Here is a 14,946-nt window from a genome sequence, read left to right as displayed (position 1 = left end):
TGTATATCCCTTCTAAAATGGAAAAAAGATACTATAAAAATCATTTGAGGCGAATATTTGGGATAGATCGTATGGTTCGTACTGCCTAAGCTAAACGTTCAATTTAGGATATATGAGTGATTGCCGCCTTCACGAACTCGCGGAACAATGGCTGTGGACGATTCGGACGGGACGTGAATTCCGGATGGAATTGTACAGCCAGGAACCAAGGGTGGCTCGGAAGCTCCACGATCTCGACCAATCTGCCGTCTGGCGAAGAACCGGAAATTTTCAGGCCGGCTGCTTCAATAGCCTCGCGGTAAGTATTATTGAATTCATAACGATGACGGTGTCTTTCATAGACCAGTTCATCATTATAGCATAGCATAGCCAAAGAACCCTCTTGCAGCTTACAAGGATACAGACCAAGACGCATCGTGCCGCCCAGATCTTCAATATCCTTCTGCTCCGGAAGCAGATCGATTACAGGGAATTCAGTAGATGGATTGATCTCAGAACTGTTAGCTCCTTCAAGGCCGGCAAGTGCACGTGCATATTCGATAACAGCAACCTGCATGCCCAAGCAAATTCCAAAGAACGGAATGTTGTTCTCACGCGCATAACGGATCGTCGTAATCTTGCCTTCGATTCCCCGATCGCCGAAGCCGCCCGGTACGAGAATCCCGCCTATGCCTTTCAGCATTTGCTCAACATTGTCTTCAGTGACTTCCTCAGCATTGACCCAACGAATCGATACATCAGCATTCGCATCAAATCCGGCATGGGAGAGGGATTCTACAACGCTCAAATAAGCATCATGCAGAGCAACATATTTCCCTACAATCGCGATCTCTACCTTCTTCTCCAGCTTGCTGATACGGTCAACCAGATGCTCCCATTCGCTCATATCCGGTGCAGGAGTGGTCAGCTTCAGATGATTAACGACAATCTCATCTAGGCCTTCCTCACGCAAATTCAAAGGCACTTCGTACAAAGTATTTGCATCGCGGCATTCTACCACGGCGCTAGCATCAATATCGCAGAACAGGGCGATCTTCGCCTTCATATCTTCGGACAGCTCATGCTCAGTACGGCATACGATCACATTAGGCTGAATGCCGATGCTGCGCAATTCTTTTACACTATGCTGAGTTGGCTTGGTCTTCACTTCACCGGCAGCTTTGATATAAGGAATCAGCGTAACATGGATATACATCACATTCTCACGGCCGATTTCACTCTTAATCTGACGAATCGCCTCCAGGAATGGCAGACTCTCGATATCGCCTACTGTACCCCCGATTTCGGTAATAACTACGTCCGAGCCCGCTTCACGTCCAGCGCGGAATACCCGTTCTTTGATCTCATTCGTGATGTGTGGGATGACCTGTACCGTGCCGCCCAAATATTCGCCGCGGCGTTCCTTACCAATAACAGAAGAATAGATTTTACCGGTCGTAACATTGCTGTTCTTCGACAGGTTAATATCAATAAACCGTTCATAATGGCCCAGATCAAGGTCGGTCTCGGCGCCGTCATCGGTAACGAATACTTCACCGTGCTGATATGGGCTCATTGTTCCCGGGTCCACGTTGATATAAGGGTCAAATTTCTGAATCGTTACTTTCAATCCTCTGTTCTTGAGCAGTCTTCCCAATGATGCAGCCGTAATCCCTTTACCTAATGAAGAAACGACCCCACCTGTCACGAAAATATATTTTGTCACAGTCCAAAAACCTCCTAAATTTGTACGGGTTCAAAAAGTCAGTCATATTAGAAGTCCGGGCTGAATTCATGATGATTGGAAATCAGCGACCAGGTACGTATAACGATGAAAATGACCTTTGAACAACCTTTGAACATTTACTCACAATCCCTGGCGACTATAGATCAATATAGCGTAACCCATTTAGCGTAAAAACATAGCCAAATGGGCATAAAAAAACAAAAAAGTGACACCCGAACAACGTCGGGGCACTTTTATATAAAATACATTATTTATGGTTGAATCATAAGCCCATGCAATAGTTTACTCGTTACCATAGCCCCTGTCAAGAGAAGGAGGAAGGTAAAATATTTGAAGTTTCTCTCTCTGTAGGAGGTAGTTCAAAAAACTCCTCTGGATCACGCGCTCTTAGTCTTCGTCGCTATATTCTTCTTCCTCAGACTCGTCATCCGCAAGATCGTCCTCTTCTTCTTCTTCATCCAGATCTTCCTCATCCAGAAGCGAGTCATCTTCTACACCCTCGACTTCTTCTTCCTCATCATCATCTGCAAACAAGTCATCGTCAGAATCCTCGTCAACTGCATCATAATCTTCGTCATCCTCGGAGCTGTAGCTATCCTCTTCCTCTTCAACGAAGTCGTCATCCAGATCGTCATCTTCGTCATTGATGATACGAGGGCGTTTGCCGCTGCTAACTGCATCCTCGGACTTCTCAAGCGGATACCAGCGCTTCAGACCCCACAGATTGGTGCCAACACAAGCGAAACGGCCATCGATATTAATCTCCGTATACAGTTGTGCAATAACGTCGCTAATTTCGTCCTCAGACATCCCACGAATCTTAGCAACCTCTTTCATCAGGTCACGATAATAATACGGCGTATTTGCCGCCTTCAGTACCATAAAAGCCAGGTCCACCATCGGGATTTCCTGAGCTTTCTCCGGGTCAATTTTCAAATTGAGCGAATTACTCACGTTACGGACACATCCTCTCACGCAATGTTCACCAAAAAATCGAGCTTAAATTATCGATTTCTTAATCTAACTTATCCATATCACAAAATAGTAAACCTTATTTAATGTCAAATTGCAAGTTTTAAAATGTGTTCATAAAGTGACCACCCAAACATAAAAAGAGGCAGGGCGATTACCCTGCCAATTGACTGTATCCGTTCGAAAAGGAGACCCTTATCTCCTCCCCGATGGCCCTGAAGGCCGCAGAGGGCCTTCACTTTATCCTATGTCCAGATTGCTGCATTGACACGCCGCACCTACGCCTAAGTTAGAAAAATCATCTTAACTTGACTCATTTTTCATTCAGCTGCCCATTTCCTGGAAACAGGGCCCCTTCCCCATTCGAGTCCTGATGCGTTGTCATAATATACTGCAACACGCTTCGTCAGGAGGGGCTAACTAATGGACTACTCCAAATTCCTGCGATATCTGAGCGAACACCTGGACACCTCTGGAACAGGCGGGCGGTACATTCTCCGCTTTGCCCAGAAATTGCAGTATAAAGAATGCTTGCGCCAGCTGCAGGATTACAAACGTCAATTCCCGGCCTTGCGGAGAGTTCGCGTCTCACCGCTACTGCAGGCCTTTTTCTGCCCTTTATCCCATAATAGTGGAAGCGTCGACACGAGATTCGGTTTGATGCTAGAAGAAGACACCCGAATTCGCGTTCATTCTGCTTCCACGGACAAAGACAAGAAAATTCCCCAGCCCTGGGGGGTGAAGCGTATCGGTGCGCAAGACGCCTGGTCTGTCTCCACCGGTAATCAAATCCGCATTGGGGTCATTGATACAGGTGCTGACTTCAGCCACCCCGATCTCAGATACAGCCTGGGCAGAGGAATTAATCTGTTCAACCGTGGAATGCTTCCTTACGATGATAATGGACATGGCACCCACATCGCCGGCACGATCGCCGCTTCCGGCGGCTCGAGAGGAATGATGGGCGTGGCCCCACGCTCGCTCGTCTATCCCGTGAAAGCATTCGACCATAACGGCTCCGCCTACGTCTCCGATATTATCCTCGGAATCGACTGGTGCATCAGAAACCGCATGCACATTATAAACATGAGCTTTGGAATGAAGAATAAGAGTCAATCCTTACAAAATATTATTAGCAAAGCCCACGCGTCAGGCATCATCGTCGTTGCCTCTTCAGGCAATGACAAGAAAACCCGCAGGATCGATTATCCGGCGCGGTATCCAAATACCATCTCCGTTGGAGCAACCGGAAAGGACGGACGCATCGCTTCCTTCAGCAATCACGGCCCTTATATTGACATCTATGCTCCCGGGGAGAAGGTTAGCTCATGCTGGCTGGGCGGAGGCTATCATGAGATGAATGGGACTTCTATGGCCACTTCTCATGTCAGCGGTGCTGTTGCCCTGCTGCTTGCGGCCCGTCCCGGACTGAAGCTGTCGGAGATTAAGAGAAGGCTGCGCCGCACCGCGCGTCCGATCCCTGCCACGGCGTCCAGGGCGAAGCCCGCTGCCGGGGAGCTCAACGCAGCAAGAATGCTTCGCAATAAGAGTCGCAGCAAGTCTTCCTGAAGACTGTGATTCCCGTTAAAATCTAAAAAAAGGCGATACTGACTCCCAATCAAAGTCAGCATCGCCTTCTATATTACATCCGTTCCGGCGCGGACACACCGATCAGACGAAGCACATTAGCCAGCGTTGTCCGTACAGCGCCGAGCAGGGCAAGCCGTGCTGCTGTTTGCTCGCCGTCCTCCGTAATTACGCGTTCCGCTCTGTAATAGCTGTGAAGCTGCGCAGCGAGCTCGTACACGTAGCGAACGAGACGGTGCGGGGCGAAATTATCGGCAGCGATTCCGATCTCCTCTGGCAATTCGCCAATCTTCCGCAGCAAATCATACTCATGCTCCGACGTCAGCTTGTTCAGATTTGCCGAATCTGGTGTCGGAAGCGCGATCCCCTGCTCTTCAGCCTGGCGGAAGATGCTGCAAATCCGCGCATGAGCGTATTGCACATAATACACCGGATTCTCATTGGAGGTGGAAATAGCCAGGTCCATATCAAAATCGAGATGGGAATCCATACTGCGCATAGTAAAGAAGTAACGTATTGCATCTACGCCCACTTCATCCATCAGGTCAACCATAGTGACCGCTTTGCCGGTCCGCTTGGACATCTTCACTTTCTCGCCGTCCTGGAACAGGCTGACCATCTGGGCAATCAACACCGTCAGCTTCTCAGGGTCCTTGCCCAGCGCCTGCATAGCCGCTTTGACCCGCGGAATATAACCATGGTGATCGGCGCCCCAAATATTAATCATCCGGTCGTAGCCGCGATCATACTTGTTGCGATGGTAGGCGATATCAGGAGTCAGGTAGGTATAGGTGCCGTCATTCTTCACAAGCACGCGATCCTTATCGTCGCCATATGGCGTCGTCTTCAGCCATGTAGCACCTTCCTGCTCATATGTCATGCCTTTGGAGCGAAGTTCATCCAGCGCAGCTTCAACCTGTCCGTCCGCATAGAGCGAAGTCTCGCTGAACCACTCATCGAAGCTGACGCGGAAGCGCTCCAGGTCGCGCTTGATCTTGTCCAACTCTTTATTTAAGCCATATTTGCGCAAGAACTGCGTACGTTCCTCCGCGGACATCGACATTAAGGCATCACCTTGTTCGGCAACCAGCTCTTTAGCGAAACCCTTAATATCCTCACCATAATAGCCGTCCTCCGGCATTTCTGCATCCTGTCCAAGCTCCTGCAGATATCTTGCTTCGATCGACTTGCACAGATTAACAACCTGGTTCCCGGCATCATTAATATAATATTCCCGAGTCACCCTATATCCGGCGAAATCGAGTACATTACAGAGCGCATCGCCTACAGCAGCTCCGCGGGCATGTCCCAGATGCAAACTGCCTGTCGGATTGGCGCTGACAAACTCCATTTGAATGTTCTGCCCCACCCCTTTATCCGTACGACCATAACCCTCACCTTGACGGTAGACCTGTTCAATAATCGGGAACAGATAGCTCTTGCTCAACGTGAAATTGATAAAGCCCGGGCCCGCAATATCTGCCTTGACAATTCCCGCCTTATCATGATCCAAATGCTCGATAATTGCCTCAGCAATTTGGCGAGGGTTCCGCTTGGCAATTCGAGTCAATTGCATCGCAGCATTCGTTGCCAGATCGCCATGGGCCTTATCCTTCGGAACTTCCAGTACAATTGCCGGAATATCCTCCCCCGCTGCCAGACCAGCGGCGCTAATCGCCTCGAATATGGCTTCTTTTAAATTCTGATTCACCTGTTCTAATGGATTGAGTGTCATCTTACGCTTCCTCCTGAATAAGTAGACTAATATTAAAATTCCCTGATAGCTCATCGTAAACATACAGATCGTAATTCCAGGCGACTTGTCCAAAAGCACCTGAAAGCTTGGATTCCAGCCGATGGGTTACCGTGGACAAATGGAATTTCGTGAACGGAGAGAAATAAAATCCGGGTAATTTATGTCCGGCGCGGAAGGTTTGCTCGGATTCCACCTCACCGTGGCGCATAATTTTAACCTCATCTCCCGAGATTTTAACAAGCGCCCGGGTTATTCCGCCGGTCGGCCCTTTCTCCGCTTCTTCATAGCGAATATAGATAACGTCGCCACGCATCATAACTTCGCCAGTCAGCTCCTGGAGCGTCTCCTCTTGCCCCTGACGGCTCCTGATTACAATTTTGGCTCCGTTCTTATCGGACATAACGCAAATCTCCATTCTATATATGAGTGTTCAACAAGTCCGGTCGAACAACCTCTATAATATTACATTGTATCCCACTGTACTACTATATCCAGTTCATTCCCGCAATTCAATCGGTATTGGCAAACATTCACCAGCCCTAGCATTCCCTTCCCTTGGGATGCTAACAAAATATCCAAGCAAAAACCGCCGGGTAAAAATACCGGCGGCTTCGACTATAGCTATATTATTTTACAAAACCGAGCAGCATTTCACGAATCAGCTTGGCAGCCACGATAGGCGTCTGTTCTGTTGGATCATAGATCGGCGCCACTTCAACCAGGTCACAGCCCACAACATGAACATCAGAGCCAGCGATCATATGAATCGCTTCCAGCAATTCTCTAGAAGTGATGCCACCAGCTTCGGCGGTTCCTGTTCCTGGCGCACATGAAGGATCGAGCACATCGATATCGATCGTCACATATACCGGACGGCTTCCCAGCTTCGGCAGAGCGCTCTTGAGCGGAGCAGCAACATCAAATGGGTAGAAATTCGTATTCTCGCGTCCGAACAGGAACTCCTCCTTGGAGCCTGATCGAATGCCAAATTGATATACATTCTCTCCGCCCATCAGAGCGGCCGCTTTACGAACCGGAGTCGAGTGCGAGAGAACCTCGCCTTCATACTGCTCGCGCAAATCTGCATGTGCATCGATATGAATGAGGGCCAGATCAGGATACTTCTCATACATTGCCTGGATTACAGGCCAAGTGACAAGATGCTCCCCGCCCAGACCGATCGGGAATTTACCGTCAGCCAGCAGGCCGCGTACATATTCGCCAATCACTTCAAGACTGCGGGATGCGTTCCCGAAGGGGAGCAGCAAATCTCCAGCATCAAAATAATCGAGGTCCAAAATACTTTTATCCAAATAAGGGCTGTATTCCTCTAGACCAACGGAGGCCTCGCGAATTCGTCCCGGACCAAAGCGAGAGCCTGGACGGAAGCTAACCGTATAATCCATTGGCATCCCGTAAATGACCGCTTTCGAAGCAGCATAATCCTCCGAACTACAAATAAATACATTACCCGAATAAGCCTGATCTAATTTCATTTTGCTTTTCCTCCTATTTTACAAGGTCTTCTACGAACTTGGGTAGTACGAATGCGGCCTTGTGCAGGCGCGGCGTATAATATTTCGTAGCGATCTCAGGTATTTTCGCCTCATCGACTTGGAGCGGATCATAGGTTTTGCTGCCTAGCGTAAATGTCCAAAGACCGCTTGGATAGGTTGGAATGTTAGCCCCATATACGCGTACGATCGGAAAGATCTCCTTCACGTCCTGATTCACCTTCTGGATCAAATCCGCCTTGAACCAAGGGTTGTCCGTCTGCGCAACGAAGATACCATCTTCCTTTAACGCTTCATAAATACCTTGATAGAATCCACGTTCGAACAATTGTACAGCGGGACCCACCGGTTCTGTGGAATCGACCATGATCACATCATATTTATTCTTGCTCTCGACAATATGCATGTACCCGTCATTCACTTGAACCTCAACGCGGGGATTGTCCAATTCTCCGGCAATCTCCGGCAAGAACTTCTTCGAATATTCTATAACTTTGCCATCGATATCGACGAGGATCGCCTTCTCCACTTCAGGATGCTTCAGCACCTCGCGAATCACACCGCCATCACCGCCTCCTACCACCAACACATGCTTCGGATTCGGGTGCGTAAAGAGAGCTGGATGAGCAACCATCTCATGATACACAAACTCATCCTTAACCGTTGTCATGACCATTCCATCCAAGACGAGCATTCGCCCGAACTCTTCCGTATCAATGATCGACAAATCCTGAAAATCCGTCTTCTCTGTAACTAACGTTTCCTTTATTTTTGCGGTAATGCCAAAGACGGGAGTTTGCTTCTCCGTAAACCACAATTCCATCGTACATCATTCCTTCCAGTAAATATTCAAAAAGGGCCTGCTTTTCAGCGCCGAAGCTTATACTTCCTTTCTAAAATACTTCAGTTGGATGCAGCAGCGCTGCTGCACATTTCCATAGAAAACAAACCTGGTAAGCATTCGTTTGTAGTGGGTACATGCTAGCACCTGATATGTTTCCGCAGAAAGCAAGACTCTCGATCGGTTTTCTTACCGAATGCGGTCTTTTTGAATTACCTTCTCCAATAGAATAGTTGTCTAGCCGCCATATTACACCCACGAGCGGATTTTCGGGGCCTCCAGCTTCACTTCTCGACTTCTCGCAAAGTTTCACTTCCTAATATATTGCACCAAACATAAGAAAGATTATATTAAAACAAGGTAAAATTGCAACAGTCTCTATTCTGCAAAAATGTAAACTCCCCGCTTTGCTGTTTCACCTGTGAATATCTCCTCCAAACTTTCCCATACTAAGAGTACATAACCTATGCCCGCCAGTGTTCACCAGTGCCCATAGGCTATGAAAATTGCTCTGCAAATTAATCGTTATTTATTACAAGGACCTATACGAACTAATGGCCTTTCGCGGCATTAAAACAAACATTTGATACATTCACAGGAGGGAGGCGTACAGTCATGCAAAGGCTCGTACGCAGCGGCAATCAACGCAAATCACCGCGCAAAAGGCGGTTGTTTCTTAAGCTCATCATATCCACCGGACTGCTTGGCGTGCTTGCTGCCGGTATCCTGCTGATCTACCTATATCAAACCAATCTTCCGCTATCCTATTCCGAACAGGGCTCCGAGCTCTTCAGTCGAAACGGCGAGACCATCGCCGTCTTCTCCGATGGGGGAAAGAACCGTGCCAGCGTTAAGCTGGCCGAGATCTCGCCATGGCTGATCCAGGCTACGCTTGCAACGGAAGACCGGCAATTTTATGATCATTTCGGCTTTGATGTCAAAGGAATGGCCCGAGCCATGTTCGTAAATTTAAAAGAGATGGAAAAAGTGCAGGGAGCAAGCACACTGACGCAACAGCTCGCCCGTAATCTCTATCTCTCTCATGAACGCACCTGGTCACGAAAAATCAAAGAGGCTATGTACACGGCACAACTGGAAATGAAGTACAGCAAAGAAGATATTCTGCAGATGTATCTGAACGAAATTTACTATGGCCACGGGGCATATGGAATTGAGACAGCCGCGCAGATGTACTTCGGCAAGCATGCTAAAGATCTCGATCTGGCGGAGAGCGCTATGCTGGCTGGCGTGCCCAAGGGTCCTACCTATTACTCCCCGTATAATCACATGAAGAACGCCAAGGACAGACAGAAGACCGTACTCTCCGCGATGGTGGTTACCGGTGATATTACGCAGCAGCAAGCCGATCAGGCCTATGAAGAGATGCTGTCCTTCCAGACGCGCCAGGAGCGTGCTGCCTTAAGCATTGCCCCTTATTTCCGCGATTACGTACGGAGTATCGTCGTTAATGAATTGGGCTTTGATGAGAACGAATTGGAGCATGGCGGACTTAAAATCTACACAACCCTTGATCTAGGGGCCCAGCAGGCGGCAGAAAATGCAGTTAAGTCTGAACTGAGCAATTCCGGGGATCTGGAGGCCGCGCTTGTCTCCATCGATCCACGCAACGGCCAGATTAGAGCGCTCGTCGGTGGGACGGACTATACCAAGAGCCAATATAATCATGTATTCGCTACAACCCGTCAGCCCGGATCAAGCTTCAAACCGATTATGTACTTGTCAGCGCTGGCTTCAGCGAAGATGACTAGCGCCAGCCAGTTCAACAGCCAGCCGACCTTGTTCCATTATGACGATAATCGCAAGACCTATAGTCCTAAAAACTTCGGGGGCAAATATTTGGGAGAAATTGATATGCGTCAGGCTATCGCTGCTTCGGATAATATTTATGCCGTGAATACCATACTCAAGATCGGCGCCGATCAAGTCATAGAAATGGCTCGGAAAATGGGCATTACCAGCCCGATGCAAGCCGTGCCTTCCCTTGCACTGGGGACCTCTCCCATCAGTCCCTTTGAAATGGCAACTGCCTTTGCGGTTATCAGCAATCAGGGACGAAGCGTTAAGCCAGTCGCCGTACTTCGCATCACTGATGAAGACGGAAAAGTACTGTATGAAGCGCCGCCGGCTAAAGAAGAGACCATCGTGGAGCCCGCTGCAGCCTACGTCCTGACCCAGTTAATGGAGAGCGTATTTGAGACAGGCGGAACGGGTAACCGGGTATCCTCTGATATTAAGCGTCCGGTCGCCGGAAAGACAGGCACAACAAGTACTGACGCTTGGCTTGTCGGCTTCACGCCCGAATTATCCACGGCTGTCTGGGTGGGGTATGACAAAGGCAAGACGCTGGATACCACCGAATCGCGAAAAGCAGCCCCGATCTTCGCCAAGTTCACAGAGAAGGCGCTGGAAAAGGTCCCGCCAAAAATATTCCCGATTCCCGACAGTGTCGTCAGCGTCTATATCGATCCCGTTTCCGGTAAATTAGCCACGGCTGATTGCCCTAATAAGAAGCTGGAAGTATTTATTCAAGGCACTGAACCGACGGAGTTCTGTTCTGCCCATAACAGCAACGAGCCTCCTCCGGAGCCAATACCTACCTCAGACAAACCTGAGAGCAAATCATGGTGGAAGGACCTGAAGAACTGGTGGATGAACTCGAAGCAAGATTGACAAGAAGCACCCGTCCCTATTTCAGCAAAGCTCAAGCCGGCCGGATAATCCGGCTGGCTTTGATTTTTACATTAATAAAATGAAGAAACGGCCCATTCATTCAAATGTTCATTTGAATATTCTTTGGAGAGGGTATATACTATACTCAAACAATCAAATAAACGTTTGAATATATATCTTTATCATTATGAGTTTAATGGAGGGAATACGATGGGAGACCAATTAGCCAAAGAGACTTATGAGCATGTGTGCGGCGACCCCACTAGAGCCGAGGTTCTGCGGCACACGTTATGTGAAGAGGATATTGAGGGCATGACGCAAATTTTCAAAGCCTTATCCGATTCAAATCGAATGAAAATCGCTTATCTGCTACAGAATCAGGAGTTATGTGTGTATGACATCTCTGTTATCCTCGGAACCTCCGTAGCCACCGCATCCCATCACCTGCGGCAATTAAAGTTAATGAACATCACAAAGTCCCGCAAGGACGGCAAGCATGTCTTCTATTCCTTGAAAGACCATCATATCCAGACGCTGATTACTATGACTCTGGAGCATCATAAGGAGAGGAACGATCATGAGTAGATCCGACGATCGTCAGCAAGCAGCTGCTTCTGACACAAGAGTTGAATATCGCGTTCAAGGATTGTCCTGCGCCAACTGTGCACGCGAGATGCAGGATCAAATCCGCAAGCTGGAGTACGGGCATGATGCCGCCCTAATGTACAATAGCGGTCGCCTGCTCATGCAGCCTGGGATTAATGTCCAAAAGGTAGAGAAAATCCTGAAAAGCGACGGCGCCTCACTCATTCATCCGGAGGCCAGCCGAGCCGAGGCAGAGGCGTCCACCGCTCTGGACTCCACTATCATCATAAATCCTGGCAAGCATCATTCTCACTCCCACGACCACGGCCATTCCAAGGACCATAATCATGCGGAAGGCCATAGCCATGGTCATGATCACAGTCAAGGACATAGTCATGGTGAAGGCGAAAGCAAGCGGGAGAAATGGTTCCTCAGTATTTCCGCCATTATATATATTTTAACTTTTGTATTGGGGAGTGTACTTCCCAAGAGCGTCCTCGTAGGGATGTATCTGGTCGCTATCGTACTCAGCGGATACCCGACCTTCCTGCGTGGTCTGCGGAACCTGACGCGTTTCCGGTTTAATATGGATACCCTGATGACCGTCGCTTTGGCAGGAGCCGTTATTATCGGCGAATGGAAGGAAGCTACCCTGGTCGCTATCCTGTTCGGGCTTAACGAAATTCTGGAAGGCTATGGCATGAGCCGTGCGCGGAAATCCATGGAGGCGCTGCTTGATGCAGCACCAAAGCAAGCCGTCCTGATTCGTGGAACAGAGGAAATTATCGTACCGATCGCCAGCCTGCAGGTCGGCGACACCGTGCTTGTTCGCCCTGGTGAGAAGATCCCTTCCGATGGTGTAGTCGCTGAAGGCCATAGTGCTGTGAATGAAGCGGCGATAACCGGCGAGTCGATCCCTGTGACGAAAAAGCCTGGCTCCAATGTATTTGGAGGCAGTGTGAATAGTGAAGGCTTATTGAAGATCAAGATCAGCAAAGCCTATGAAGATTCGTCCTTGGCCAAGATCATGCATCTGGTGCAAGAGGCTCAAGATACGAAGACGCCAACTGAATTATTTATTGATAAATTCGCTAAATACTACACACCGGCTATCATGATCATCGCCGCGCTAGTCGTACTGATCCCGCCACTGCTGTTAGGTCAGCCATGGATGAAATGGGTCTACGAAGGTTTGGCCATTCTGATTGTAGGTTGTCCATGTGCGCTTGTGCTGTCATCGCCAATTGCCCTTGTTAGCGGCATGACAAGAAGTGCCCGCAACGGTGTCCTGGTCAAAGGCGGTGTGCATCTGGAACAGCTTGGCAAGATCAATGCTATCGCTTTTGACAAGACCGGAACTTTAACCGAAGGCCGTCCTGCTGTTATTCGCGAGGTTGTCTATGAACCCGAGCGCTTCCATGCTATTGCCGGGGCTCTCGAAGCCGGGTCGCTGCATCCGCTCGCGCAAGCTATCGTCCGGCAGGTTGCTAGCCAAGGCATCGACAAATCAAGACTTCCTTCCGTCTCCGGAATGGTTACCTTGCCGGGTGTAGGGCTTGCTGCCGATGTCGATGGGGCCCGCTACTGGGCTGGCAGTGAAGAAATACTTGAGCAAATCTCAATTCGTGAAGAGACCCGCAAGCAAGTCAAAGCAGAGCTGAATCAACTTAAGCAAGAAGGACTAACGGTTGTAATCATTGCCGCCGAACATCAGGTACTCGGATTGTTTGGACTCGCCGACCAACTCAGAGCGGAAAGTCCGGACGTCATCGCCCAGCTCCATCGTTACGGCATCGAACATACCGTTATGCTTACCGGAGACCACTCTTATTCAGCTCGTTCGGTTGCCATGAAGACAGGGGTCACCGATTGGCACGCTGGACTGCTTCCGGAACAAAAGGTTGAACAAGTGAAGGAAATGGCCACTCGCTGGAATGTCGCGATGGTTGGCGATGGCATTAACGACGCACCGGCACTGGCAGCTTCGCGGCTTGGCATCGCTATGGGCAAAGGAACCGACAGCGCGGTTGAGACAGCCGATATCGTACTGATGCAGGATCATCTGGGCAAATTGCCGGGTGCGATCAAGATCGCCAGACAGGCGAGCCGAATCATCAAGTGGAATATCGGCATCTCCCTTAGCTTGAAGTTAATTGCTCTCTTGCTTACGATACCGGGCTGGTTGACCCTCTGGATCGCTGTCTTGTCCGATATGGGAGCAACCATCGTCGTAACCTTGCTAGGCCTCACCGTCCTGTTAGGTAAGGACGAATAAAGCCCGCCTTGGATAAGGAAACCAATCAAGGCCAGTTGAAGGCCTGAGCGACCGCGATTCAACGGGTGGTTTTCTTGCAAAAATAGAATTTCATCAACTTCGTTGACAACTTATAATAGTAACACTGGGAGTTGTATCGACATTGAGTCTTGAACACCGGCCTAAGTGGATGCTTATGAAGTCAGGTTTCCTTCGGAAACGTCTCAGATACTCATACGCAAACTAATATACGCTTCGCTCCTCAGTCCTAGCTCCGTTCAACCTTCCACGGTACTGTAAGCCGGATGATCTGAAGACGAACTAATATAATGCAAATAAGCACCCCATAGAGAGCAAACAGGTATGACCTGCTCATAACTCTATGGGGTGCTTATTCATTATTTATTCGAATGGTCCGTGCCTATGCTTCCAGCGCCGCCTTCAGCTCTTCCGGAGAATTCTCCCACCATTCTGCATTCGTGTCTATCAGCAATTGCTTAAGCGAAGCTTTCTGTTCCGGCGACAAGCCGTCGAGAATTACTTTTCGCTTCAGAGCATAATCCATCTTGTTCACGTGATCAGCGAGAATCTTCCAGCCACGGCGCGCTTCCTTATCAATAAGCATTTCACAAGCCGTCATCCCGCCGTAAAATTGCCCCTCCGGAGTTCGGTCAACCGCTACCCAAACGATCCAAACCTGACGACCATTTGGTACGTCCTCCCGATTTACAGAGAATTTAATCCCCTTCTCCACTTTACTCTTCGCATGCATGGCTCCGATATCAATATACGTCTCATCAACATCGATAATAACCGGGGACATACTGTTCAGATCAATTGAACCCGCCCCAAAACCCTTATGCTTGCTCTTCTCTTCATTACTAATAATATTAAGGGCGAAAATCTTCTTCCCCGTCTTCTGTGATTGGTCCATATTATCCTCCAATTCCCCTTTTCGTTCATACTCTGTGTATTTCAAAGCGAACAACGCCATCAAGCTGCAGTCGGAACGGTTTCCTC

The 14,946-nt window shown here is 49.0% G+C and carries 11 protein-coding genes; 4 read left to right on the top strand and 7 right to left on the bottom strand.

Annotated elements, in window-relative coordinates; genetic code table 11:
• Positions 1-103 precede the first annotated feature (103 nt).
• Together BN1360_RS01160 and rpoE are read right to left on the bottom strand one after the other, a co-directional pair.
• A complete protein-coding gene (locus BN1360_RS01160; protein WP_068778081.1) occupies positions 104-1,705 on the bottom strand; it encodes a CTP synthase in 1,602 nt (533 codons plus the stop codon).
• Between the two features lie 408 nt (positions 1,706-2,113).
• Positions 2,114-2,680, bottom strand: a complete 567-nt coding sequence (gene rpoE / locus BN1360_RS01155) for a DNA-directed RNA polymerase subunit delta (protein ID WP_068778080.1) — start codon at positions 2,678-2,680, stop codon at positions 2,114-2,116.
• 441 nt (positions 2,681-3,121) lie between these two features.
• Between rpoE and BN1360_RS01150 the strand changes: the two genes are divergently transcribed.
• The gene (locus BN1360_RS01150; RefSeq protein ID WP_068778079.1) at positions 3,122-4,267 is read left to right on the top strand and encodes a S8 family peptidase; all 1,146 of its coding nucleotides are present in this window, start codon (positions 3,122-3,124) and stop codon (positions 4,265-4,267) included.
• 73 nt (positions 4,268-4,340) lie between these two features.
• Here the strand turns inward: BN1360_RS01150 and argS are convergent, their stop codons facing one another.
• The 4 genes from argS to speE all read right to left on the bottom strand — a co-directional run bounded on the left by argS (position 4,341) and on the right by speE (position 8,378).
• Positions 4,341-6,020 carry an arginine--tRNA ligase gene (gene argS / locus BN1360_RS01145; RefSeq protein ID WP_068778078.1) on the bottom strand — a complete coding sequence of 560 codons (1,680 nt, stop codon included), beginning with the start codon at positions 6,018-6,020 and terminating at the stop codon, positions 4,341-4,343.
• A 1-nt stretch (position 6,021) separates the two neighbouring features.
• Positions 6,022-6,441: a YwiB family protein gene (locus BN1360_RS01140; RefSeq protein ID WP_068778077.1), complete on the bottom strand. Its 420-nt coding sequence runs from the start codon at positions 6,439-6,441 to the stop codon at positions 6,022-6,024.
• A gap of 226 nt (positions 6,442-6,667) precedes the next feature.
• Complete coding sequence (gene speB / locus BN1360_RS01135) at positions 6,668-7,537, bottom strand: agmatinase (protein WP_068778076.1); 870 nt, start codon at positions 7,535-7,537, stop codon at positions 6,668-6,670.
• A 13-nt stretch (positions 7,538-7,550) separates the two neighbouring features.
• Positions 7,551-8,378 carry a polyamine aminopropyltransferase gene (gene speE, locus BN1360_RS01130; RefSeq protein WP_068778075.1) on the bottom strand — a complete coding sequence of 276 codons (828 nt, stop codon included), beginning with the start codon at positions 8,376-8,378 and terminating at the stop codon, positions 7,551-7,553.
• Between the two features lie 633 nt (positions 8,379-9,011).
• Here speE and BN1360_RS01125 point away from each other — a divergent pair.
• The 3 genes from BN1360_RS01125 to BN1360_RS01115 all read left to right on the top strand — a co-directional run bounded on the left by BN1360_RS01125 (position 9,012) and on the right by BN1360_RS01115 (position 13,947).
• Positions 9,012-11,087 carry a transglycosylase domain-containing protein gene (locus tag BN1360_RS01125; RefSeq protein ID WP_068778074.1) on the top strand — a complete coding sequence of 692 codons (2,076 nt, stop codon included), beginning with the start codon at positions 9,012-9,014 and terminating at the stop codon, positions 11,085-11,087.
• Between the two features lie 210 nt (positions 11,088-11,297).
• Complete coding sequence (locus tag BN1360_RS01120) at positions 11,298-11,672, top strand: ArsR/SmtB family transcription factor (protein ID WP_068778073.1); 375 nt, start codon at positions 11,298-11,300, stop codon at positions 11,670-11,672.
• Positions 11,665-13,947 (top strand): heavy metal translocating P-type ATPase, encoded by a 2,283-nt coding sequence (locus BN1360_RS01115; protein WP_068778072.1) that lies wholly within the window; start codon positions 11,665-11,667, stop codon positions 13,945-13,947. Before BN1360_RS01120 ends, BN1360_RS01115 begins: the two co-directional genes overlap by 8 nt.
• Before the next feature lie 400 nt (positions 13,948-14,347).
• Here BN1360_RS01115 and BN1360_RS01110 read toward each other — a convergent pair whose 3' ends face one another.
• Positions 14,348-14,860 carry a YwhD family protein gene (locus tag BN1360_RS01110; RefSeq protein ID WP_068778102.1) on the bottom strand — a complete coding sequence of 171 codons (513 nt, stop codon included), beginning with the start codon at positions 14,858-14,860 and terminating at the stop codon, positions 14,348-14,350.
• Positions 14,861-14,946 lie beyond the last annotated feature (86 nt).

The organism is Paenibacillus sp. GM2 (assembly GCF_900069005.2).
In the GTDB taxonomy this organism is placed as follows: domain Bacteria; phylum Bacillota; class Bacilli; order Paenibacillales; family Paenibacillaceae; genus Fontibacillus.
The sequence above is the reverse complement of the archived record's forward strand: the minus strand, read 5'-3'. Positions and strand labels throughout refer to the sequence as shown.